The following is a 22,131-nucleotide window of genomic DNA, read 5'->3' as shown; positions in this document are numbered from 1 at the left end:
CGCCAGGATGCGGACGGTGCGCGTCACTGCAGGTACGTCTTGAAGCCCTGGGAGAGGGACTCGGCTATGCGCTGACGGAAGGACGCGCTGGAGAGCTTGGCCGCGTCGTCCTTGTTGCGCATGTTGCCGCACTCGATGAAGACCTTGGGGACGTTCGACATGTTCAGGCCGCCGAGGTCATCGCGCCGGTCGCGGCCCTCTTCACCGAGATAGTTGGAGTAGGCCATGCCGGTGCCCTCGTGGTAGGCGTCGCGGAGGGCCTTGCCGAGCTTGTGGGAACCGGGCACCATCTCGGCGTTCCTGCCGACCGAGACGGGCTCGATGATGTGGAAGCCATATGCGGACGCGCGGGCGCCGTCGGCGTGGATCGACACGGCGGCGTCCGCCTTCAGCTTGTTGCCGATCCCGGCGCGTTCGGTGATGCACGGGCCGACGCCCTTGTCGTTCTTGCGCGTCAGCGCGACCTCGGCGCCTTCGGCGCGCAGCAGCTTCGCGAGCCGCTTGGAGACGTCCCAGGTGAAGGCGTGCTCGGGGTAGCCGGCGTTGGACTCGGTCCCGGTCGTGTCGCACGCCTTGCTGCCGTTGCCGATCTTGACCTGCTTGTTGATCGCGTCCGGGTGGTCGGCGTTTCCGCCGTTGTGCCCGGGATCGATGACGATCACCTTGCCGTCCAGCGCGGACGCGTCGCCCTTCGCCGCCGCGGGCGTCTTGCCCGCGGGCGTCGGGGCGCCCGCTTTCGGCGGAATCGCGGTCTCACCCCCGCCGGGGGACGTCCCGGAGGAGCCCCCGCACGCGGTGAGTGCGCCGAGACACAGCGCGATACCGACGGCCAGCGGGCCGCCTCGATGGATGCGCACTGACCGATTCCTCCGTGATGAGTTCGTTACGACCCACACAGTCTGCACACCGATGGGGGTACGTCAAACGAAGTCCGGGAAACAGGTCCCGTGCCGCTGGCCGCCCGGAGGGTGCGGATCAGCCGAGCGGATCCTCCTTGCCCAGCAGCGCGGCGAGGGCGCGCGCCTCCTCCGCGTCCAGCCCCAGGACCACGCGGGGACGGCCCCACGGGTGGTCGATCGAATGGGCGACGTAGCTGGCCACGGACTCCGAGACCTCCTCGGCCAGGCCGCGCGCGTGCCGCCACTCCGTCCAGGCGCGTTCCAATTCGCTTGCCGCGCGCTGCGCGCACGACACCAGTTCCGGATCACGCACGAGATCAACCCCCCTGATGGACATGACCCTTTCGCCGTGCCGCGCGGCGGTGTCCCCGTCCGGGCGGCCTCCCCCGAGGCCGCCCGGACCCTGCCGCCGAACGGTGAGTCCCATTAACCCGCCGGGGAGGGGTTACGGGCTGGCGAATGCGGCAGACTTGGCCAGCCCCTTACCCGGCGCACACCGGTTCAAGGAACGATCGACCGTCTCCGTACCCCGGACATGACCGGGCCCGGCGGGTGAACGACTTGGCGGGAGCGTTGAGAGGCGGGGGGACGTCCACGCGGGGGAACGGCACGCGGGCGGGTTCAGGCGGCGGGGGCGGGACCCGTCGTCGATCGGACCACCAGATGCGGGACGACCAGGTTCTGCCGGGCCGCACGGGACGGGTCGCCGATGCGCGCGGTCAGCAGTTCGGCGGCCACCCGCCCCATGTCCCGGCGCGGCTGGTCCACGCTGGTGAGGGAGATGTGCCGGATGGCGGCGAGATGGGTGTTGTCGTAGCCGATGATCGACAGTTCCTCCGGTACCCGGATCCCCTGCTCGTCGGCCGCCGACAGCGCACCGGTCGCGACCAGGTCGTTCGGCGCGAAGATCGCGGTGGGACGGGGGTCGCGGCGCAGCAGCGCGCGGGCGGCCCGGTAGCCGCCGTCCTCGGTGAAGTCGCCGGGCTCGACGACGGTCTCACCGGCCAGCCCGTGCCGGCGCATCGCCCGCTCGTAGCCGGCGCGGCGGTAGCGCGCGGTCGTGGAGCGCGCCCCCTCGATGTGGGCGATCCGGCGGTGGCCCAGTTCGACGAGGTGGTCGACGGCGAGGCTGGCGCCCAGTTCGTCGTCGTCGACCACGATGTCGACGCCGACGACGTCGCGTTCACCGACCACGACCACGGGGACGCTCGCCGCGGCCTCCTTGAGGGACTCGGGAACGACGCTGAGCAGCACGAGCCCGTCCACCCGCATCTCCAGGAACGCCTCGACGGCCTCGGCCTCGAACAGCGGGTCCCAGCGGCCGCTGCCGACGAGCATCCGCAGGCCCGCGCCGTGCAGGCTCTCCTGCAGCCCGTCGAGGAACTCGGCGAAGAAGGGATTGTGCAGGTCGGCGACGATGGCGCCGATCAGCCTGGTGCGTCCCTCGACCAGGCTCCTGGCCACGGCGTTCGGCCGGTAGCCGAGTTCGCGGGCGGCCTGCAGGACGGCCTGCCTGCGGCGTTCGCTCACATGCGGTGACCCCCGCATCACCAGGGAGACGAGCGATTTGGAGACGCCGGCGCGCTCGGCGACGTTGCGGATCGTCGGTTTCGGCGAGGGGACGGCCCTCCCTTCACCGCGGGCGGCGGGAGAGGGCTCGTTGCGCGGCCGGGGGACCGCACCCTCCTCCCGCCCGTTGTGCGGGGGATTTGCTTGCTCAGCTGACATGGCACTCCGTCCAGGGGGACCTGCAGGACCTGCCGCGGCGGCGCGCCGCTGGGGGATCGGCGCGCCGGCCTCCGCTCGGGAGGAGATGCCATGATGCCGCGCCTTCGCCCCGAACCGTCGCAACAGGGAGTAACGGGCATCCGACAATGGTGGTTCGGGCCTGTGGTGTTCCGGATCACAGCCGTGCCGGAGGATGATCACGACCCGGTGAAAGCCCGGCTCGTCCGCCGCCGGCATGGCCTGCCGCCGCCCGCGCTCGGATACGCTGCTCAGGTGGTAGATCGTGCGGTGGCCGGTGGGAAGGCGCGGAGCCGGCAAGCCGGCCAGCAGGGTGGCGGGCAGCGCGGCGGGCGAGGCCGCCGCAGGCTCAGCGTCGACGAACGGCGGGAGGAACTGATCGCTGCGGCGCTGCAGCTGTTCAGCACACGCTCGCCCGAGGACATCTCCATCGACGATGTCGCGGCCGCGGCAGGCGCCTCACGCGCACTCGTCTACCACTACTTCGGCGGCAAGTACGAGCTGTACATCGCCGCACTCGGCAGCGCCGCCAAGCAGCTGTCGGTGCTGCTCGAACCGCCCACCGAGGGCAAGCCGCTGGACCGCCTGCGAATCTCGCTGCGGCGCTACTTCGACTTCGTGGAACGCCACGCGGCGGGCTACACGGCCCTGCTGCGCGGCGGGCCCGCCGACCGCTCGGGCGAGGTCGGCGAGATCGTCGACGGCATCCGGCGGCTGCTGCTGGACCGGATCCTGCATTCGCTGGACGTCGAGACCCCGCAGCCCATCCTGCGCATCACGCTGCGCTCCTGGATGGCGGCCGTGGAGACCGCCGGCCTGGACTGGCTGGAGAACCGCGACGTGACCCGCGCCGGGCTGGAAAGCCTGCTGGTCGACCACCTGGTCGTCATGCTCCACGCGGCCGGACGCCACGACCCCGGCACCGCGAACCTCTTCGACCGCCTCTCCCAGGAGGAGATGAACTCCTAGCCCCGGGCCGTGCCTTCTTGGACCGGGTCGTCATCCAGGGAAGACGATCGCTGGACACTTTGTCCAAACGTGAACTAAATGTCCCCTTGAGCGGGCGGTGTCCTCATGTGGACACAAGGTCTCATGTGTCCCAAATTCCGCGCACGTCAGAACGGTGCCGTGCGCTGCCCCCGGCCCCGGGCGGCTCGGCGCCCGGCGCCGAGGGCAGCGCAGCGAACACGGTTACTCCGACCGCTGCTGCGGGATACCCGCGAGCAGCGCCCGCACCTCCGCCTCGCGATAGCGGCGGTGCCCCCCCAGTGTCCGGATGGACGTGAGCTTTCCCGCTTTCGCCCACCGTGTGACGGTCTTGGGGTCGACGCGGAACATCGTCGCCACCTCCGCCGGCGTCAGCAGGGGCTCGGCCTCTGGCGTACGTGCTGACATGTTTGCGGCCTCTCCTCCGTGGACCGATGACAGCGATCCTGCGATTGATCCTCGCGCGGTCACTGATGTCCCCTATGGCCCGAAAGAGCCACTATGACATCACAACGTGTAACCTTGCCACCACTCAGCGCAACAAGCAAGTTCCTGGCGGTAGTTGCGTGCAAACATCCCCGCGGATGCGGGGTGCCGTGGCTGTACGGTGGCGACTGAGTCACGCTGCGTGATTCTAGCGACACGTATAGTCGTATCGCGCGCGGATTCGGGAAATTTGTTTTAGTTCGCCGTCTCAAGTGCCCGGACGGGCCGCCAGCGGGCGAGGAGCCGCTTGTACATCGCCACGGTCAGCTCGGCCTCGCCCCGCTCCATCCCGGTGAGCGCCACGGCCATCTCGGCCACCGACTCGTCCGCCCGGAGCGCCCGGTCGTCCAGCAGATGGACGAGCCCTCCGTAGTCGAGCTCCACAAGCGCGCGCGGGTGGAAGCCGTCCAGCCACCGGCCGAGCGTCTCCAGGCGTCCCGCCGACAGGAGATAGACGTCGCCCGTCCCGTCACCGAGGTTCTCACGCACCACGGGGAGCGCGGCCGACACCCGCCGGCGCGCCTCACCCATGGAGGTGACGTAGATCAGCGTACGGACGGGCGCCGCCGTCGCCGGGCCATTGCCTCCCTGGTCCTCGGACGCGTCGTCCGGCTTGCAGTACCCCGTCCCGGGGGTGCCCAGCATCAGGCACCGCTCACCCCGCGCGAACGGCACGAACCAGTCCAGCGGCACATGCCAGGTGCTCGTCAGGATGTGGGGACGCAGCGGCCGTCCCTTGCGCTTCCACTGCTCGAAGTCGCCCATGACCCGCTCCGACAGCGGCGGCGGGACGAACGCCGCCGCCACACCGGCGGCGTGCTCGTTCCTGAAGCGCTCAAGGGCCAGCCAGGAGCGCAGCCTCGTCTCCCACGGGCACACGTAGATCATGTCCTCCACGCGCCTGACGTAGGCGTCCCTGCTCTCCCGCTCCGGCGCGACCTCCGGCGGCGAACCCGTCACCCTCAGCGCGGCGTCGCGGTGCTCCACCCCGAGCGCATGGATCCGCCGGGGGCGCCGCCTGGAGTCGGCGTAGACCGTCCACAAGGTCCGTGCGGGCTCCGGGAAGGCGGTCACCGGTTCATAAACCCGTAGGTACGCGGCGTACGGAAGCACGATCGCATCGTTACACGAGATCCGGCCCTGCGTGGCGGCATCCGGCGTCCTACGCTGATCTTAGAGACAGAGAGGAGGGCACTACCGTGCCTAATGTCTTCGGGGCGCCCCACAAGGGCACCGACCCCGTCACACAGGGGGCCAACCCCCCTGTACCCTCCGGCGCTTCGCGCTTCGGAAGTCACGAGCAGGTCGTCTTCTGCCAGGACGAGGCGAGCGGCCTGCGCGCCATCATCGCGATCTACTCGACCGCGCTCGGCCCGGCACTGGGAGGTACACGCTTCTACCCCTACGGGTCCGAGGACGAGGCGCTCGCCGACGTGCTCAACCTGTCCCGGGGCATGGCGTACAAGAGCGCCATGGCCGGGCTGGACCTGGGCGGCGGCAAGGCCGTCATCATCGGCGACCCGTCCATCGACAAGTCCGAGGCGATGCTGAGGGCCTACGGACGGTTCGTCCAATCGCTCAACGGCCGCTACTACACGGCGTGCGATGTCGGCACGTTCAGCGAGGACATGGACGTCGTGGCGCGCGAGTGCCGGTACGTCACCGGCCGGACGGTCGCCCACGGCGGAGCCGGAGACTCGTCCATCCTCACCGCGTTCGGCGTGTTCCAAGGCATGCGCGCCGCGGCGGAGACCATGTGGGGCTCTCCCACGCTCCAGGGCAGGCGAGTCGGAGTGGAGGGCGTCGGGAAGGTCGGCCACCGGCTGGTGGAGCACCTGCGCGAGGACGGCGCGGACGTCGTGATCTGCGACGTGAACGAGGCCGCCGTCGACCGGGTCCGCTCGATCCACCCGGAGGTCGAGGTCCTCGCGGACGCCGACGCCATGGTCAGCGCCCGGCTGGACGTGTACGCGCCGTGCGCGCTCGGCGGATCCCTCAACGACGACACCGTGACCGCGCTGGAGGCGAAGGTGGTCTGCGGGGCCGCCAACAACCAGCTCTCCCACGCCGGCGTCGAGAAGAGCCTCGCCGACCGCGGCGTGCTGTACACGCCCGACTACGTCGTCAACTCCGGTGGCCTGATCCAGGTCGCGGACGAGATCGAGGGTTTCAACTTCGACCGCGCCAAGGCCCGCGCCACCGGCATCTACGACACCACCCGCAAGATCTTCGCGTTGGCCGCCGACGAGGGCGTCCCGCCGGCGGTCGCCGCCGACCGGCTCGCCGAGCGCCGAATGTCCGAGATCGGAAGGTTGCGCGGAATCCTGCTCTGAGCCGGCCGCGCCGGGACGATTCGCTGTACTGATTAGACCGTTGCAAGACCGTTGCCAGAGCCGCCGTGGGGCACCGCACGACCGTCCCACGACGGCTTTGGCGCGTACCCGTGACCACGGGATACACTGTTGTTAGCACCAACAGGGGCGCCGCCACGTACCGTCGATGTACCGAGCCGGGCGCAAAACGGGTACGGTTGTACCCGTGACTGACGCATGGCTCATCAGGCACCGGTTCGTGTGGTACACGCGCGCGTTGATGGGCCCACGAAAGCCCTGACCATCGAGGGGGTCGAGCCAATGGGTCGCGGCCGAGCCAAGGCCAAGCAGGTAAAGGTTGCCCGACAGCTCAAGTACAACAGCGGCAACACGGACCTCGACCGCCTGAAGAGCGAACTGGGAGTCGATGACTCCGGCGAGGACTCCTACGACGAGCTCGCCGAGAAGTACGCCGATTTCGCCGATGATTACGGCACCGAGGAGCGCAAGGACGGCACCTCCGGTTGATCGGCCGACAGGACGCCACTGCCCGCAGCACAGGGCGGTGGCGTTTGTCGTGACTTCTTGATGTTCGCCAAGGTGTACGTCATGGGGGTGTGGTTCGTCATGGTCTCCGAAGGCCGCCGAGATTGCCCGCAGGGCACGTTCGGCGGCGCACGCGTCCCGTGTGGCCCGTGAGGGCTGAGAGACGCTCAGCGTCCCTCTCAGCCCTCACAGGCAATGTCCGCGCCGCGTTCCGCGCGCGGAGTCTCTGATCCGGCCGCCGTCCCTCACGCCAGGGCCGCGGTGCCGGTGCCTTCGGTGATCTCGCCCAGGTGCCAGCACGGCACGCCCTGGGAGGTCAGGAGGCGCAGTGCCGCATCGGCACTGTCCGGGCTGACGATGGCCGCCATCCCGACGCCGAGGTTGAAGGTCTTGTCCATCTCCGCCTGCGGGACGTCCCCGTGGGCCTGCAGGACGCGGAACACGGCCGGTGTCTCCCAGGACGAGCGGTTCAGCACGGCGTCCACCGTCGCAGGCAGCGAGCGGGCAAGGTTCGCGGCCAGCCCGCCACCCGTGATGTGAGCGAAAGCACGTACCCCACCGGCCTGGATCAGAGCCAGGCAGTGCCTGGCGTAGATGCGCGTGGGTGTGAGGAGTTCCTCACCGAGTGAACGGCCGAGTTCCGCCGGCTCGGATTCGAGGGTCAGGTCCGTCGCGGCCAGGATGTGGCGCACGAGCGAGTACCCGTTCGAGTGGATACCGGACGACGCCATGGCGATGACGACGTCCCCAGGGCGGACACGGTCGGGGCCGAGGATCTCGCCGGCCTCGACTACGCCCGTCCCCGCGCCGGCGAGGTCGAACTCGTCGGCTTCGAGGAGACCCGGGTGCTCGGCGGTCTCGCCGCCGACGAGGGCGCAGCCCGCCAGGGCGCAGGCGTCCGCGATGCCGCCGACGATGTCGGCGATCCGTTCCGGGACGACCTTGCCGCAGGCGATGTAGTCCGTCATGAACAGCGGCTCGGCGCCGCACACGGCCAGGTCGTCGATGACCATGCCGACCAGGTCGTGCCCGACCGTGTCGTAGACGCCGAGACGACGCGCCAGGTCGACCTTGGTGCCGACGCCGTCGGTGGACGTGGCGAGCAGGGGGCGCTTGTAGCGCAGGAGCGCCGAGGCGTCGAACAGGCCGGCGAACCCGCTGACGTCGTCGACCACTTCCGGACGCCGCGCCCGGGCCACCCGGGACTTCATCAGCTCGACGGCGCGCTCGCCCGCCGCGATGTCGACCCCGGCGGCCTCGTACGAGACCGGCGTGGGGCGACCGGCCATCAGGTGACCTCCAGCAGGTGCTTGCCGCGGGCCGCCTCGTCCACCGGGATGGGGTAGACGCCGTCGAAGCACGCCCGGCACAGGTTGTCCTTGGCGATCTGGGACGCCGAGATCAGTTCGTCCAGGGAGATGAAGCCCAGCGAGTCGGCGCCGATCGAGTCGCGGATCTCCTCGACCGACAGGTTCCCCGCGATCAGCTCGGCACGCGTCGCGAAGTCGATGCCGTAGAAGCACGGCCAGGACACGGGCGGGCTGGAGATCCGCACGTGCACCTCGGCGGCGCCCGAGTCCCGCAGCATCCCCACGATGGCGCGCTGGGTGTTGCCGCGCACGATCGAGTCGTCCACCACGACCAGCCGCTTGCCCTCGATCGCCTCGCGCAGCGGGTTGAGCTTGAGCCGGATGCCGAGCTGGCGGATGGTCTGGGACGGCTGGATGAACGTCCGGCCGACGTAGGAGTTCTTCACCAGGCCCTGGCCGTAGGGGATGCCGGACGCCTCGGCGTAGCCGATCGCGGCCGGGGTGCCCGACTCGGGGGTCGGGATGACCATGTCGGCCTCGACGGGATGTTCGCGGGCCAGCCGGCGCCCGACCTCGACGCGGGTGGCCTGGACGCTGCGTCCGGCGATCGACGTGTCGGGCCGGGCCAGGTAGACGTACTCGAACAGGCAGCCCTTCGGCCGCGCCTCGGCGAACCGCTCCGACCGGACCCCGGCGGCGTCGATCGCGACCATCTCGCCCGGTTCGATCTCGCGGACGAAGCGGGCGCCGACGATGTCGAGGCCGGCCGTCTCGGACGCCACGACCCAGCCGCGGTCCTCCAGGGCGCCGAGGACGAGCGGCCGGACGCCCTCCGGGTCGCGGGCGGCGTACAGCGTCCCCTCGTCCATGAAGACCAGGGAGTACGCGCCGCGGGTGGCGGGCAGGATCTCCCGCGCCGCCGCCAGCGGGCCGTCGCCGTGGGTCGACAGCAGGGCCGTCAGCACCTCGGTGTCGGTCGTGGCGGTCAGCACGCCGGGCGCCAGCCGCGCGGCCAGCTCCGGGGTGTTGATCAGGTTGCCGTTGTGGGTGAGCGCCAGCCCTCCCGCGTCGCTGGACCGGAACGTGGGCTGCGCGTTCTCCCACGTGGGCGAGCCGGTCGTCGAGTAGCGGCAGTGACCGACGGCGATGTGGCCGCGGAGCGTGTTCAGCACCGACTCGTCGAAGACCTGGGCGACGAGGCCCATGTCCTTGAACACGACGATGCGTGAACCGTCGCTGACGGCGATGCCCGCCGACTCCTGCCCGCGGTGCTGGAGCGCGTACAGGCCGTAGTAGGTCAGCTTGCTCACTTCCGCCCTCGACGCCTGGTCCGCGGGGACCCAGACGCCGAAGACCCCGCAAGCATCCTGCGGGGGGCGGTCAGAGGAGTCGATGTCGTGGCTCAGACGTCCGTCACCGAGAGGCACATTTGCCAGTCTAGATGCCCGATTCAGCTGCTCCGATCGGTGGCATGTACTTAACGGACCTTTACTCCCCCGAACCACGGGCATCACATACCTCGGGGGAGTCTGGTGACCGACACGTGGAGGAACGCATGACGCTGCCCGGGTACCAGACGTATGCGCCGCCCGCGCCGCCCAAGCGGAGCACCATGGCGAGGGCCTCCCAGGTGCTCGGAATCGTCGGCCTGGCGGGCCTTGTCCTGTGCCTGGCGGGGATGATCCCGGCGCTCGCCGGACTGGTTCTGGGGGCGATGTCCCTCGTCCGGCGCGACGCCGACCGGCGGCCCGCGGTCGTGGGCGTCGTCTGCTCGGCCCTCGCCCTCGTCATCGGTGCGGGAATTCTTTTCTGGCTGCTGAGCAAGGCGGCCGAGTGCGGGGACGAGGCGCGGTACCCGGACGACTCGTCGCGGCGGGGCTGCGTCGAGCGCGAGTTCCCCTTCGCCAAGGCCGATGCCACTCCCCCGGGGCGCACAACCACTCCCTAAGGCCTCTCCGGCGGCTCGCAGGGTCCAAGGGGTCCGGGGGCTCCGGGGCTCCTACGGTCTCCTAGGGGCTTCGGTAGTCGGCGAGCGAGCGGACGGCCTCCTCGCCGAGCGCCGAGGCGTAGACGCGGAAATCGTCAAGGAGGCCGCCGAATCCAGGCTTGGTGGGTTCGCTGCCCAGGTAGATGGGGCCGGCCGGTGTGACGACGGCATGTTCCAGAGGGACGGTCACGTCCAGCCTGCCGTTGATGTAGAGGGACATCCCGGCGGCGTCAACGACGAACGCGATGTGCACCCACTCGCCCAGGGCCAGCCTGGCGCGGCTGTCGGCGTAGTCCGGCCCCTTGACGGTGAACAACTGGACCCGCAGCCGCATCGCGTCCGGGTACAGCCACAGCCCGAGGCCCCGCGCGTCGTTCTCGGCGACCGGCTTGTAGACGAGACTGCGCCACTCTCCGGTCGGTTCCTCCGCGACCTGGACGAAGAACGTCACGCTGAACCCGAACACCTGGCTCAGGACGAGCTGAGGTGTGGCGGGAATCACGGCCCGGCCGCTCCCGCCGAGCGACAGCGCCTCCCCGTCCCTGCCCGGGACGATCTCGGCGTCGTCGTTCAGCTCGGCGGCGGGTGCGGCGCCGGCCGCGTCGGCCACCCGGCGGCCGTCCACGGTGCCGACGTCGAACGTCCAGTGCGCGATCAGCACGGGATCACCTCCAGCGCCCCGAACGGACGGTGGTGACCACGCTGGCAGCGCCCGGCGGTCTCGGCAAGACCCGAACTGGACGATCGGCCAATAGCCCGGCTCGGCCGTCCTCCCGGACACTGTCTCTCAGCCGGGCTCCGGAGTCCCCTGATCGACGGGCAGGCCGATGGGCAGTGGAAGATGACCGGACAGATCCGCGCGCGCGCCGCTGGCGCGGACCCGTCCGTCCGCGACGGCGTCGGCCCAGGCCAATCGGCCTGTGGCCAAGGCAACCCAGGCGGTGGCGTCCATCTCCACCACATTCGGTGGTGTACCCCGGGTATGGTGCGGGCCGTCGATGCACTGAACGGCGGCGTAAGGGGGGACGCGAACCTCCACAGAACGGCCGGGCGCCAGCTCGGCGAGCCGGTCGAGCAGGAAGCGCACCGCTCCTTTGACGACCGGCCGGGACGGTTCGTCGTTCCCTGCCTCGATGCAGGCGAGAACGGTGTCCAGGGCCGCGCGACGAAGCGCGGCCGGTTCGTCCACGCCGGTGTACGCCGGCAAGCCGAGCGCGGTGCGCTGCTCGTTCAGGACAGCGAGGGAAAGCGGTTTTCGCGGCATCGCCACCGACGTTACCGGGTCATGGTCCACGGCCATTCGCCCTGCGGTGGCGCCCGGGACACCGCGCAGACGGTAAAAAGGACCCCGCCAGGCATGGGGGAGTGAAGGGAACGGGGAGACCAGGGACGCGGTCCCTGGAGGACACGGAGGTTCGTCAGATGCCCGAGGCGCTGCCCCTGCAGCCGGGTGACCCGCGAAGACTCGGCTCGTACGAGATCACGGGACGGCTCGGCGTCGGCGAGCAGGGCGCCGTCTTCGTCGGCAGGGACCCTGCGGGCGGCCAGGTCGCCGTGAAGGTCCTGCATGTGCGGCTGAGCGGCGAGCCCGTCGCCAGGACACGGTTCAACGGCGCGTTCACCGCCGCCCGGAAGGTGTCCGGCTTCTGCACGGCGGCGATCCTGGACGCCGATGTGGAGGGCGACCGCCCCTTCGTGGTGAGCGAATGGGTGGACGGGCCGTCCCTCCAGCAGCTCGTGGACGAGGAGGGCGTGCGCGGCGGCGCGGTCGTCGAGCGTCTGGCGGTCGGCATGGCGATCGCCCTCGCGGCCGTCCACCGGGCGGGTGCCCTTCATCACAATCTGAAGCCCGGGAACGTCCTCCTGGGACGGGACGGCCCGAGGTTGAGCGACTTCGGTATCGCCCGCGCCCTGGAGGCGGTGAACGTGGCCTTCTCCGGGCACATCACCGAGGACCCCTCCTACAAGGCCCCGGAGCAGCTCAGCGGCAGGGGCATCGGACCCGCCGCGGACGTGTTCGCCTGGGCGTCGACGATCCTGTTCGCCGCGACGGGCAGGCAGCCCTTCGGGACCGGCTCACCGTCAGAGGTGATGCAGCGGATCGTCTACGACGAGGTGGACCTGACCGGCGTCCCCGATTCGCTGCGCGAGGTGCTGGCCGGCGCCTTCGTCAAGGACCCGGCCAACCGTCCGACGGCCAAGGATCTCCTCCAGCGGCTCCTGGACGGGACGAACCCGCTGGCCGGCCGCATGCCGTCCTCCATGGTCGACGAAGGCCTCGCACTCGCCTCGGGCGCGGCCGCGCAGCCGCCCGCACCCCCGGCCGTGCCACCTCCGCCGATGCCGCCCATGGGTGCGCAGCCGCGTCCCATGGCCCCCGACCCCGGCGTGGCGCCCACGTTCGCCCCGGGGCTGCCAGGGCCTGGCCCGAACGCACCTGCCGGGCCTCCCCCGGGCGTCCCTTCGCCCCCTGCCGCGGAGACCGCTCCGTCGCCGTCCCTGCCCTTGCTGGGCAAGCTCTCGCGCGCGCGCAGGTCACAGCCCGAGCCCGCACCGCCCCCGGCCGACCTCGACCCGGGCGCCTTCGAGGAGACCACGACCTTCAACGCGTTCGAGCCACGACGCCCCGACCGGACGAACCAGACCGCGAGGTTCGACGCGGTCGGCCCCGACCCGACCGCCACGTTCGACGCGATCGACCTGGAGTACGCGAACACCACGGAACCGTCCCCGCTCGTCCCGGGCATGGGAGATGTTCGTGAAAGCGGCGGAAGGGGCTCCTCGCCGCTGGCGGCCCTGAGCAAGATGCGGCGCCCCAGCAACCACGTGCTCGGGGTGGCGCTCTCGCTGTTCATAGGCGTCGGCGTGGGGATCGCCATCATCGCGCTGGTGCTGTGGCCCCAGCTCAAGGCCGACGAAGGGCCACCGCCCGACAGCGCCAACGCGTCGAACAACCGTCCGGTGACGACGATCCCGTCATCGTTCGGGGGGACATGGAAGGGGACGGTGGTCAACACCAACCGCAACGTGTCGTTCCCCGTGGAGGTCACGTTCGAGGTGGGCGGCACGACCGCACAGGCGGTCTACCCCCGGGAGAAGTGCAACGGCACGCTCAGGCTGACGAGGGGCACGGAAAGCGCGCTAAAGATGTCCCTGGCCATCGGCAAGCCGTGCACGTCCGGGGTCGTCCAGATCACCCGGCAGCCGGACGGGACGCTGCAGTACACGTGGACCAGGCCCGGGACGAACCTCTCCTACGGAGGCATGCTGAGCCGCAGCTGACCGGGCGGAACACCCGATTTGCACCCTAAATCTGGGTAGTTCCGCTAAGGTTCTCGCGATCGAGATACCGATCTCGGCCGCCCCCGGAACGTCGGCGACGTGCCCGCAAGCGCGGACAGTGAACCAACGACAACTCCACCCCGTACCCTGAAGTGCTCACGGCTGCAGCCGAACCGGCTTTGCCCCAAGGCGGAGCCGTAAGCCGTGTCCCGTAAGATGGCTCGGCTCCCGGCAACGGAACCGGCATCTCGCGCTTCGCGCCGTCTCATCCACACCAGGGGTTTAGCCTTGGCGAGGCACAGACGGTTCTTTTAATGTTCGTTGACCTACGGCCGTGACGAGAGGAGAACAGGTGGAGACCCCCGCCTCCACACGCAGGCGCAGTGGACGACGCACCGCCCTGGCTCTCGTGGCGATCGCCACCGCACTGCCGCTGCTCGGTACCGCCACACCGTCCGCCGGCGCCGCGGCACCCGCGTCCGCCCCGTACGACCCGGGCGACAGCGCCAAGTTCCGCAAGCTGAACGGGCAGATCGAACAGCTCGAAAAGGAGTACGGCGGCGACCTGGCCAAGCTCAAGGACGCCCAGTACGCCGCGAAGAAGGCGCACAACAAGTCGAAGGTCCTGGAGAAGGACCTCGTCGAGGCCCGCAACGTCGTCGCCCGGATCGCCGCGACCAAGTACATGACGAACGGCGAGGACCCCACGGTCACCTTCCTGGCCGCCGCGGACCCGAGCGAACTCCTCAGCAACGCCAGCCTCGTCAGCCACATGGCACAGAACCAGGCCGCGAAGGTCGAGCAGATCCAGAAGCTCGTCAACGACCAGATCAAGGCCCGTAAGCAGGCCGAAGAGAAGATGACGCAGCTCAAGGCCGAGATCAAGGACCTGAAGAGCCGCCAGGCCAAGATCAAGCAACTGGTCAAGAAGTACAAGCCCGAGTCGCCGAGCGTCGGCATGGGCGGCGTCACCCCCCGCATGCTCAAGGTCAAGAACACCATCGACGTGGAGTTCGGCCCGTTCCCGACCATCGGCTGCGTCCGCAGCACCGGCGACCCCCAGGACCACGGCACCGGCCGCGCCTGCGACTTCATGGTGACGACCGGCGGCGTGATGGCCTCCGGCAGCGCGAGAGCCCAAGGCGACCAGGCCGCCCAGTACGCCATCTCCCACGCGAGCGCCCTAGGCATCAAGTACGTGATCTGGCGGCAGCGCATCTACGACATGCGCAGCCCCGGCTGGCGCTCAATGTCGAACCGAGGCGGCAACACCGCGAACCACTACGACCACGTCCACATCTCGGTCTTCTAGGCGTGCAGGCCCTCCGACCAGGGCCGCAGCTCACGAGATCTCCCGAGAGGGCACATCCAGGGCACTCGTGCCCGGAATCGTTCCCCACGTGTCATCAATCGCCCTGCGCATCCGATCCCGGCTGGACGGCATGAGATGCGTGTAGGTACGGAGCGTGAAACCGGGGTCAGCGTGCCCGAGGAACTCGGCCAGCGCCCGAATGTCAACACCCTGCTCCAGGAGCACGCTGGCGAAGTGATGCCGCAGCGCGTGAAAGCCGTTGTCCCGAGTTGCCGAAACATCGGCACGCAAGAGCGCAGGCTTCAAGGGGCGGCGGCGCTCGGGCCGCTGCGCGGCCCCGCGCCAGGCCGCCCGGAGCGTGCGGCGTGGGCGCCGGTCACCGGACGGCCGCGCGGGGCCGCACGTCGTGCCACGCCCGCCGGCCCCGCCCCGACCGCTCACCGCAAGGGCGCGCCGCCGCCCTGACGATTCGACACCGAAGCTCTAAGCCCGTTCGGCGACGAGCACCAGGGCGTGACTGTGGTCGAGCGCCGTTGGAGTCAGCGGGGAAGATAGCCGGAAGATCGGTTGCGCGTGCGCTACTGGGGAACCCCGTGGTTCCCCAGACCCCTCCTGGAGCCGGAGCACCCATTCGCGCGCCAAGCTCTGTCACAACGTCTCACCGTTCGCGCGAATGGGCACTCCGGAGCGATGCCGGGTTGGCGGCGCGGGGTGACGCCAGTTCGTCACCTCGGAGGGCTCAGCGTCACATCGACCTCAGTAGCAAATTGGTCGTGATTGCGGACGATCGTCACGTGCACGGTTCCGGCATCGACCGGCACCACGACGCCGAGTTCTTCTTCGCGCGTGAGGTCGCCGACCACCAGAGCACCGCTCGCCACCTCCAGAGGTCCGGCGAACACCGGTGGTGACGGAATACGCGAGCCATCACTACGGACGCGCACATCCACAAGATCGTCAACGAAGCAAGCCGCTCCAACGATCACGAAGGTACGGCCGACAACGAAGCCATTCGCGCAGTCGTCGGAATCGAAGTACTCCCGGGACTCCGAGTCGGTCACGTGCAGCAAGCCGGCTTCCAGGCCGCCCCGAAAGCGTGCGATGACTCCTGGATCAGCGTTCGCCCTTGCCATCGGCGAAGCGTAGCGCGGAGCAATCGCAGCCTGGACGACCCCGGGTTACACACAGCGACGCCGTTCGTTCGCTGGGCAGCGTCAGGCTCAGGGCACATCGAGGGCACATGACCTCATGACCGGCCGCGAGACGTCGAGAGTCACCGAGGGGCCGACGCCCAGGTCAGCGCGGGGAGGCGAGGACATGGCCGCCGGAGTCATCATCGCCCGCGAAGCGGGAGCCAAGGTCACCGACCAGGACGGCAGCGACCACGCCTCTACCTCGGCCGCCACCGTGGCTACGACTCCCGCACTGGCCGACGACATCAGATCCCTGATCAGCACTACGAGCGAAGCCCAGTCCCGCAGCTAAGTACGGACAAGCACGCGATACCTTGCCGAATTCCGCTGTTTTGGATCAAGGGGCGGCGGCGCTCAGGCCGCTGCGCGGCCCCGCGCCAGGCCGCCCGGAGCGTGCGGCGTGGGCGCCGGTCACCGGACGGCCGCGCCGGACCGCGCATCCTGCCACCGCCGCCCCGTCCGCCAGGTGCCGGCAGTCACTGGGTCGCGCCACCGCCCGTCATCCGGTCTCACGTGGCCGAGGTCTTCTTTGCCTCCGGCGGGGGCACTCCGACTCCGGGAAGCACGGGGCGTGTCCGTGACGGTCGCCGAGGGGTCAGGTAGGGAGGAGCTTCCCGTCTGCCGCCGTCCCGATCGGAGATCTACCAGACCAGGGCCAGCAGCGTGAAACGCGGGACGACGGCAGACGGGAAGCCAAAGCGTGTGTTCATCCGAACAGGATCGCGGCTCCTCCCGCGACGGCGCTCATTCCAGGAAACGTCAGCAGCCCACCTATCCAAGCAACCGCCCGTTCCTGCCCGAGTGTCGCCCCGGCTTCTTCCAGAGCAGGCCGAACGGTCTCATAGGGAGGCCAGCTCCGCGCGGGGATCGCTAGGCCGACCAGCGGCGAGTAAACCATAGCCGCCAATACGAACAGGAAGACAGCGAACCAAGTCGGGAAATTTGGCACTACCAGATCGTTGATCAAAAATGCAATGATCGCGAACAGCGACATGGCTCCCAGGTGCACAACCACCGTGAGAAGGACGGCCCCGGCAACGCTCTTTCCCGCTACGCACACCAGCCATGAACAGTACCTTCGCTGGAGCCACAATTGGCCGAAGGCCACGCCCCAAAACATGGGCAGGGCGGCCGTCCACACTACGAGAGCATCCATCCCGCCCTCCTCTTGAGACAGCCACCTCGATCTTGGCACGCGCGAGAGGTAGGTCGCCAGCGGATAGTGACGATGACGCACAAGGCCGGTCTGACCCGCCAGCACCGTGACATCGACGCCCCGCGGAACCACCGCGGAACGGACGGCCCCGGTTTTGCAGTGTGGGGCCGTCCGTTTGCTGGTCAGGTGGGGGTCAGTCTTCTTGGTCACTCCACCCTGCCGAGGGCAGCACCGCGCCCCCGATAGCCGGGCAGGGCACATCGGGGGCACATGAGGGCACGATCACCTACGAGACGATGAGAGCCACCGAGGGGACAGGCAGCAGGTCAGGACGGTTGTCCGGAGGATCGTTGCAGGTCGTGATCTTGGGGGGTTCAGAACTCGGTCTTCTAGTAAGGGGACGAATGGCATCTGATGGGCTATTCGCGCACTTGAAGAAGACGTTTGAGCTGGGTCATTCACCTGTAGCGGCGACGTACGCCGAGTTCGTCGTATGCGGCCGCGGTCGGCTCTACCTGCTGTTTCCCGGGTTCGCCGGGCATGACATCGCGTCAGATGCGAGTATGTCGCGTCTGATGCGAGGTGGTGTTTAGTTGATCAGTCCGCCAAGGACGTTTCGGACCAGCCTCCGGACAATGGCCATGACATCAGTAGACCATCTGCTCGGAACAAGCAGAAGACCGTTTTGGATGCGGGTGACCCAGCGCGAAGGGCGCCCCCCAGCGGAGGGCGCCCTTCTGTTGGACGGTCCTCAGTCGGCGTAGCTGGGGAGGGTGCGTTCGTGGGACTCGCGGAGTTCGGACAGCGGGATGCTGAACAGCTCCTGCTGGTCGCCGTCGGGGCCGCGGCCCGTCACGCTCAGGGAGTCGCCGCCCGCCACGCCGATCTGGGTGACGGGGACGCCCGCCGACTCGCACAGGGCCGCCAGGCGCGCTTCGGCGCCCGGGCGGACGGCGACCATGGCGCGGGCCACCGACTCGCTGAACAGTGACACGAACGGGTCGCCCGGCAGGGTGATCCGGGCGCCGAGGCCGCCGCGCAGGCACGACTCCACGAGGGTCTGGGACAGGCCGCCGTCCGACAGGTCGTGGACGACGGTCACCAGCCCGTCGCGGATGGCGTTGACCAGGACGGACGCCAGTGCCGTCTCGGCCTTCAGGTCGACCAGCGGCGGCAGACCGCCCAGGTGGCCGTAGACCACGTGGGCCCATTCCGAGCCGCCGAACTCCTCGCGGGTCTCCCCCAGCAGCGCGATCGTTGCGCCGTCGGTGGTGAGCGACATGTTCACGCGGCGGCGGACGTCGTCGTGGACGCCGAGGACGCCGATGACCGGGGTCGGGTTGATCGGCGTGGCGCCGGTCTGGTTGTAGAAGCTGACGTTGCCGCCCGTGACGGGGATGCCGAGGTACTGGCAGCCGTCCGCCAGGCCCTCGACCGCGCGGGCGAACTGCCACATGACGCCCGGGTCCTCCGGGGAGCCGAAGTTGAGGCAGTTGGTGACGGCCAGGGGCCGTGCGCCGGTGGCGGCGACGTTGCGGTACGCCTCGGACAGCGCGAGCTGCGCGCCCGCGTACGGGTCCAGGCGGGTGTAGCGGCCGTTTCCGTCGAGGGAAAGGGCGATGCCCAGGCCGGACTCGTCGTCGATGCGCACCACGCCCGCGTTCTCCGGCATGGCCATGACCGTGTTGCCGAGGACGTAGCGGTCGTACTGGGACGTCACCCACGTCTTGCTCGCGAGGTTCGGCGACCCGGCCAGCCACAGGACGGTGCGGCGCAGTTCGTCGCCGTTGGACGGGCGGGTGAGGCGCCCCGGCGTGTCGGACTGCAGCGTCCCGAGGTCGTGCGGAGGCTGCATCGGGCGCTCGTACACCGGGCCCTCGTCGGCGGCGGTGGTCGGGGGGAGGTCGACGATCGTCTCGCCCCGCCACGTCATGACCAGCCGGCGCGTGTCGGTGACCGTCCCGATCACGGTCGCCGGGATCTCCCAGCGGCCGCAGATCTCCATGAAGCGGTCGACCTTGTCGGGCGTGACCACCGCCATCATGCGCTCCTGCGACTCGCTCATGAGGATCTCCTCGGGGAGGAGCGTCTCGTCGCGGAGCGGAACGGCGTCGAGGTCGACGTGCATGCCACCGGTGCCGGCCGCGGCCAGTTCCGTCGTCGCGCAGGACACGCCGGCGGCGCCGAGGTCCTGGATGCCGACCACGAGGTCCTCGTTGAACAGCTCCAGGCAGCACTCGATGAGCAGCTTCTCCATGAACGGGTCGCCCACCTGGACGGACGGCCGCTTCTGGTGCGACTCCTCGTCGAACGTCGCCGACGCGAGAACGGACGCGCCGCCGATGCCGTCCGGGCCCGTCAGAGCGCCGAACAGGATCACCCTGTTGCCGGGGCCGGGGGCCACGGCGCGCTGGATGTCCTCGTGCTTCAGGACGCCGACGCACAGCGCGTTCACGAGCGGGTTCTGCTCGTAGCAGGCGTCGAAGACGGTCTCGCCGCCGATGTTGGGCAGGCCGAGCGAGTTGGCGTAGCCGCCCACGCCGGCCACCACGCCGGGCAGGACGCGCTGGGTGTCGGGGGCGTCGGCCGGGCCGAAGCGGAGGGAGTCCATCACCGCGATCGGCCGGGCGCCCATCGACATGATGTCGCGGACGATCCCGCCGACACCGGTCGCGGCGCCCTGGTAGGGCTCCACGTAGGACGGGTGGTTGTGCGACTCGACTTTGAAGGTGACCGCCCAGCCCTGGCCGACGTCCACGACACCGGCGTTCTCGCCCATGCCGACGAGCAGCTTGTCGGTCTTGGGGGCCTTCTCACCGAACTGGCGCAGGTGCACCTTGGAGCTCTTGTACGAGCAGTGCTCGCTCCACATCACCGAGTAGATCGCCAGCTCGGCGGAGGTGGGACGGCGGCCGAGGATGTCGCGGACGCGCCGGTACTCCTCGTCGTTCATCCCGAGCTCGGCGTACGGCTGCGGGCGCTCGGGGGACGCGGCGGCGATCGCCACCGTGTCCGTACCGGGGTAAACCGGGGCGGACGTCTCGATGGCGGGCTGCGGGCCCGTCCCGAAGCCCAGCGCGGGCTGCGGGCCGGTTCCGGGGCCGACGGCGGGCTGCGGGCCGGTGCCGCGTCCGTCGCCGTGGACGGGCGGCTGCGGGCCCGTGTTCAGGCCGATCATGGGCTGCGGACCCGACCCGGGGCGGACAGCGGGCAGCGGGCCCGTCCCCGGGCCCCCGATCGCAGGCTGCGGGCCCGTGCCGGGGCGGACGGCGGGCTGCGGGCCCGTTCCGGAGCGGAAGGCGGGCTGCGGGCCCGTTCCGGGGCCGACCGTCGGCTGGGGGCCTGTGCCGGGGCCGGGCGGGAAGGGAGGGTTGAAGGGCGGCTGAGCCTCAACGGCGGACTGCGGGCCCGTGCCGGTCCCTACCGCGGGCTGGGGGCCTGTGCCCGGGCCGGGCGGGAACGGAGGGCTGAAAGGCGGCTGAGCCTCGACCGCGGGCTGCGGACCCGTTCCCGGGCCTACAGCGGGCTGGGGGCCGGTCCCTGAGCCGATTGCGGGCTGCGGGCCCGTGCCGGGGCCTACGGCGGGCTGCGGGCCCGTTCCCGGGCCTACAGCGGGCTGCGGGCCGGTGCCCGGGCCGATTGCGGGTTGCGGGCCCGTGCCGGGGCCTACGGCGGGTTGCGGGCCGGTGCCGGGGCCGGCCACCGGCCGCGGGCTGGTGCCGGGGTCCGTCGGCAGGGGCGGGGCGGTGTAGCCGTTCAGGTCGGGCGTGGTGAGCGTCGGGTCCGCCAAGGTGGACGCGGGGTCGCCGGCGGCGCGCTCCTCGGCCAGGGCACGCGCGAACTCCTGAGCCGGCCCTTCGGCGGGCCCGGCTTCGAGCGCCGGGCCGCCGAGCGCTGGACCCGGCTGGGCCGTCCTGAGCATGGCCTGGACGGTCGGGTCGACCTGGATGGACGGCTGCGGCTGGACGCCCGGGACGGGCCGCGCCACCGGCTGCGGCTGGACGGCGGCCGGTTCGGGCAGAGCGGCGGCCGGCTTCGCGGCGGGCTTGGCCTCGTCGAGCATGGCCTCGAAGGCCTGGGTGACCGAGTGGTCGACCGGCTCGAGTTCGGGGTCGTCCGCGTCGGACTTGAGCTCGCCGAGCCACTCCATCGAAGGCTCGTCCGAGGATTCCCGGGTGGCGCGCCCGGAGGCGTGTGGCGGTTGCTCGCTCATGCGTTGACCAGTCTCTTGACAATGGAGGTGAAGAAGCCGAGCCCGTCGGTGGACGGGCCGGTCAGTGACTCCACGGCGTGCTCGGGGTGCGGCATGAGCCCGACCACGTTGCCGGCCTCGTTGCAGATCCCGGCGATGTCATCGAGGGAGCCGTTGGGGTTCAGGTCCAGGTAGCGGGCGACGATCCGGCCGGTGTCGGCCAGTTCGGTCAGTGTCTCCCGATCGGCGGTGTACCGGCCGTCCCGGTTCTTGATCGGGATCACCAGCTCCTGGCCCTCCCGGTACTCGGTCGTCCAGGCGGTGTCCGCGTTCTCCACCAGCAGCCGCTGGTCGCGGCAGACGAAGTGCAGGCCGGCGTTCGGCAGCAGCGCGCCCGGCAGCAGGTGCGACTCGCACAGCACCTGGAAGCCGTTGCAGATGCCGAGGACCGGCAGGCCCGCCTCGGCGGCGGCCACCAGTTCCGACATCAGCGGCGCGAACCGGGCGATCGCCCCGGCACGCAGATAGTCCCCGTATGAGAACCCGCCGGGCAGGACGACAGCGTCGACTCCCTGCAGGTCATGGTCGCCGTGCCAGAGGGCGACCGGCTCCGCGCCGGCCAGCCGCACGGCACGTGCGGCGTCCTTGTCATCGAGAGAACCGGGGAAGGTGATGACCCCGACCCGGGCAGCATCCATCTCTTCTGTTCCTCCGAAATGAGGG

21 protein-coding genes are annotated in these 22,131 nt (G+C 70.1%); 7 read left to right on the top strand and 14 right to left on the bottom strand.

The window, feature by feature from the left end; genetic code table 11:
* Positions 1 to 23 precede the first annotated feature (23 nt).
* The 3 genes from ACGFIS_RS14350 to ACGFIS_RS14340 form a co-directional block, all read right to left on the bottom strand.
* Positions 24 to 857 carry an N-acetylmuramoyl-L-alanine amidase gene (locus ACGFIS_RS14350; RefSeq protein WP_392911222.1) on the bottom strand — a complete coding sequence of 278 codons (834 nt, stop codon included), beginning with the start codon at positions 855 to 857 and terminating at the stop codon, positions 24 to 26.
* Positions 858 to 975: 118 nt separating this feature from the next.
* Positions 976 to 1,212, bottom strand: a complete 237-nt coding sequence (locus ACGFIS_RS14345; RefSeq protein WP_392911220.1) for a hypothetical protein — start codon at positions 1,210 to 1,212, stop codon at positions 976 to 978.
* Positions 1,213 to 1,520: 308 nt separating this feature from the next.
* Entirely contained in the window at positions 1,521 to 2,627 is a 1,107-nt protein-coding gene (locus ACGFIS_RS14340) for a LacI family DNA-binding transcriptional regulator (RefSeq protein ID WP_392911218.1), read from the bottom strand.
* Positions 2,628 to 2,810: 183 nt separating this feature from the next.
* On the opposite strand from ACGFIS_RS14340, the gene ACGFIS_RS14335 reads away from it, so the two are divergent.
* Positions 2,811 to 3,614, top strand: a complete 804-nt coding sequence (locus ACGFIS_RS14335) for a TetR/AcrR family transcriptional regulator (protein ID WP_392911216.1) — start codon at positions 2,811 to 2,813, stop codon at positions 3,612 to 3,614.
* Positions 3,615 to 3,836: 222 nt separating this feature from the next.
* On the opposite strand, the gene bldC is transcribed toward ACGFIS_RS14335, so the two are convergent.
* A complete protein-coding gene (gene bldC / locus ACGFIS_RS14330) occupies positions 3,837 to 4,040 on the bottom strand; it encodes a developmental transcriptional regulator BldC (protein WP_012850682.1) in 204 nt (67 codons plus the stop codon).
* Positions 4,041 to 4,313: 273 nt separating this feature from the next.
* A complete protein-coding gene (locus ACGFIS_RS14325) occupies positions 4,314 to 5,192 on the bottom strand; it encodes a hypothetical protein (RefSeq protein WP_392911214.1) in 879 nt (292 codons plus the stop codon).
* A 125-nt stretch (positions 5,193 to 5,317) separates the two neighbouring features.
* On the opposite strand from ACGFIS_RS14325, the gene ACGFIS_RS14320 reads away from it, so the two are divergent.
* Together ACGFIS_RS14320 and ACGFIS_RS14315 are read left to right on the top strand one after the other, a co-directional pair.
* Positions 5,318 to 6,451, top strand: a complete 1,134-nt coding sequence (locus ACGFIS_RS14320; protein WP_392911212.1) for a Leu/Phe/Val dehydrogenase — start codon at positions 5,318 to 5,320, stop codon at positions 6,449 to 6,451.
* Between the two features lie 300 nt (positions 6,452 to 6,751).
* Complete coding sequence (locus ACGFIS_RS14315) at positions 6,752 to 6,958, top strand: DUF3073 domain-containing protein (RefSeq protein WP_392911449.1); 207 nt, start codon at positions 6,752 to 6,754, stop codon at positions 6,956 to 6,958.
* 263 nt (positions 6,959 to 7,221) lie between these two features.
* Here ACGFIS_RS14315 and purM read toward each other — a convergent pair whose 3' ends face one another.
* Together purM and purF are read right to left on the bottom strand one after the other, a co-directional pair.
* On the bottom strand, positions 7,222 to 8,265 hold the full coding sequence (gene purM, locus ACGFIS_RS14310; RefSeq protein WP_392911210.1) for a phosphoribosylformylglycinamidine cyclo-ligase: 1,044 nt from the start codon (positions 8,263 to 8,265) through the stop codon (positions 7,222 to 7,224).
* Positions 8,265 to 9,713 (bottom strand): amidophosphoribosyltransferase, encoded by a 1,449-nt coding sequence (gene purF / locus ACGFIS_RS14305; protein ID WP_392911208.1) that lies wholly within the window; start codon positions 9,711 to 9,713, stop codon positions 8,265 to 8,267. The genes purM and purF overlap by 1 nt, the downstream gene beginning before the upstream one ends.
* Before the next feature lie 128 nt (positions 9,714 to 9,841).
* On the opposite strand from purF, the gene ACGFIS_RS14300 reads away from it, so the two are divergent.
* Complete coding sequence (locus ACGFIS_RS14300; RefSeq protein ID WP_392911206.1) at positions 9,842 to 10,234, top strand: hypothetical protein; 393 nt, start codon at positions 9,842 to 9,844, stop codon at positions 10,232 to 10,234.
* Positions 10,235 to 10,295: 61 nt separating this feature from the next.
* Here ACGFIS_RS14300 and ACGFIS_RS14295 read toward each other — a convergent pair whose 3' ends face one another.
* Both ACGFIS_RS14295 and ACGFIS_RS14290 read right to left on the bottom strand, forming a co-directional pair.
* Positions 10,296 to 10,934, bottom strand: a complete 639-nt coding sequence (locus ACGFIS_RS14295; RefSeq protein ID WP_392970998.1) for a LamG domain-containing protein — start codon at positions 10,932 to 10,934, stop codon at positions 10,296 to 10,298.
* Positions 10,935 to 11,060: 126 nt separating this feature from the next.
* A complete protein-coding gene (locus ACGFIS_RS14290) occupies positions 11,061 to 11,573 on the bottom strand; it encodes a sterol carrier family protein (protein ID WP_392970995.1) in 513 nt (170 codons plus the stop codon).
* Positions 11,574 to 11,695: 122 nt separating this feature from the next.
* Between ACGFIS_RS14290 and ACGFIS_RS14285 the strand changes: the two genes are divergently transcribed.
* Both ACGFIS_RS14285 and ACGFIS_RS14280 read left to right on the top strand, forming a co-directional pair.
* Entirely contained in the window at positions 11,696 to 13,555 is a 1,860-nt protein-coding gene (locus ACGFIS_RS14285; RefSeq protein ID WP_392970992.1) for a serine/threonine protein kinase, read from the top strand.
* 352 nt (positions 13,556 to 13,907) lie between these two features.
* Positions 13,908 to 14,867 carry a coiled-coil domain-containing protein gene (locus ACGFIS_RS14280; RefSeq protein WP_392911200.1) on the top strand — a complete coding sequence of 320 codons (960 nt, stop codon included), beginning with the start codon at positions 13,908 to 13,910 and terminating at the stop codon, positions 14,865 to 14,867.
* A gap of 30 nt (positions 14,868 to 14,897) precedes the next feature.
* On the opposite strand, the gene ACGFIS_RS14275 is transcribed toward ACGFIS_RS14280, so the two are convergent.
* Together ACGFIS_RS14275 and ACGFIS_RS14270 are read right to left on the bottom strand one after the other, a co-directional pair.
* A complete protein-coding gene (locus tag ACGFIS_RS14275) occupies positions 14,898 to 15,308 on the bottom strand; it encodes a tyrosine-type recombinase/integrase (RefSeq protein ID WP_392911199.1) in 411 nt (136 codons plus the stop codon).
* Between the two features lie 284 nt (positions 15,309 to 15,592).
* A complete protein-coding gene (locus ACGFIS_RS14270) occupies positions 15,593 to 16,000 on the bottom strand; it encodes a hypothetical protein (protein WP_392911197.1) in 408 nt (135 codons plus the stop codon).
* A gap of 115 nt (positions 16,001 to 16,115) precedes the next feature.
* Here ACGFIS_RS14270 and ACGFIS_RS14265 point away from each other — a divergent pair, with 115 nt between their 5' ends.
* Positions 16,116 to 16,352, top strand: a complete 237-nt coding sequence (locus ACGFIS_RS14265) for a hypothetical protein (RefSeq protein WP_392911195.1) — start codon at positions 16,116 to 16,118, stop codon at positions 16,350 to 16,352.
* A 414-nt stretch (positions 16,353 to 16,766) separates the two neighbouring features.
* On the opposite strand, the gene ACGFIS_RS14260 is transcribed toward ACGFIS_RS14265, so the two are convergent.
* From ACGFIS_RS14260 to purQ, 3 genes are all read right to left on the bottom strand, one after another.
* On the bottom strand, positions 16,767 to 17,216 hold the full coding sequence (locus ACGFIS_RS14260) for a hypothetical protein (protein WP_392911193.1): 450 nt from the start codon (positions 17,214 to 17,216) through the stop codon (positions 16,767 to 16,769).
* A 751-nt stretch (positions 17,217 to 17,967) separates the two neighbouring features.
* Positions 17,968 to 21,429: a phosphoribosylformylglycinamidine synthase subunit PurL gene (purL, locus tag ACGFIS_RS14255; RefSeq protein WP_392911191.1), complete on the bottom strand. Its 3,462-nt coding sequence runs from the start codon at positions 21,427 to 21,429 to the stop codon at positions 17,968 to 17,970.
* Positions 21,426 to 22,106 carry a phosphoribosylformylglycinamidine synthase subunit PurQ gene (gene purQ / locus ACGFIS_RS14250; protein ID WP_392911189.1) on the bottom strand — a complete coding sequence of 227 codons (681 nt, stop codon included), beginning with the start codon at positions 22,104 to 22,106 and terminating at the stop codon, positions 21,426 to 21,428. Before purQ ends, purL begins: the two co-directional genes overlap by 4 nt.
* Positions 22,107 to 22,131: the final 25 nt, after the last annotated feature.

The organism is Spirillospora sp. NPDC048824, from assembly GCF_043198455.1.
Classification (GTDB): Bacteria; Actinomycetota; Actinomycetes; order Streptosporangiales; family Streptosporangiaceae; genus Spirillospora.
This window is presented reverse-complemented; position numbering and strand designations above follow the sequence as displayed.

Excerpts from the sequence above, each read along its gene's own strand:
- ACGFIS_RS14340 (WP_392911218.1), bottom strand. The coding sequence starts at position 2,627 with ATGTCAGCTGAGCAAGCAAATCCCCCGCACAACGGGCGGGAGGAGGGT.
- bldC (WP_012850682.1), bottom strand. The coding sequence starts at position 4,040 with ATGTCAGCACGTACGCCAGAGGCCGAGCCCCTGCTGACGCCGGCGGAG.
- ACGFIS_RS14315 (WP_392911449.1), top strand. The coding sequence starts at position 6,752 with ATGGGTCGCGGCCGAGCCAAGGCCAAGCAGGTAAAGGTTGCCCGACAG.
- purM (WP_392911210.1), bottom strand. The coding sequence starts at position 8,265 with ATGGCCGGTCGCCCCACGCCGGTCTCGTACGAGGCCGCCGGGGTCGAC.
- ACGFIS_RS14300 (WP_392911206.1), top strand. The coding sequence starts at position 9,842 with ATGACGCTGCCCGGGTACCAGACGTATGCGCCGCCCGCGCCGCCCAAG.
- ACGFIS_RS14290 (WP_392970995.1), bottom strand. The coding sequence starts at position 11,573 with ATGGCCGTGGACCATGACCCGGTAACGTCGGTGGCGATGCCGCGAAAA.
- ACGFIS_RS14285 (WP_392970992.1), top strand. The coding sequence starts at position 11,696 with ATGCCCGAGGCGCTGCCCCTGCAGCCGGGTGACCCGCGAAGACTCGGC.
- ACGFIS_RS14270 (WP_392911197.1), bottom strand. The coding sequence starts at position 16,000 with ATGGCAAGGGCGAACGCTGATCCAGGAGTCATCGCACGCTTTCGGGGC.
- ACGFIS_RS14265 (WP_392911195.1), top strand. The coding sequence starts at position 16,116 with ATGACCGGCCGCGAGACGTCGAGAGTCACCGAGGGGCCGACGCCCAGG.
- ACGFIS_RS14260 (WP_392911193.1), bottom strand. The coding sequence starts at position 17,216 with ATGGATGCTCTCGTAGTGTGGACGGCCGCCCTGCCCATGTTTTGGGGC.
- purL (WP_392911191.1), bottom strand. The coding sequence starts at position 21,429 with ATGAGCGAGCAACCGCCACACGCCTCCGGGCGCGCCACCCGGGAATCC.
- purQ (WP_392911189.1), bottom strand. The coding sequence starts at position 22,106 with ATGGATGCTGCCCGGGTCGGGGTCATCACCTTCCCCGGTTCTCTCGAT.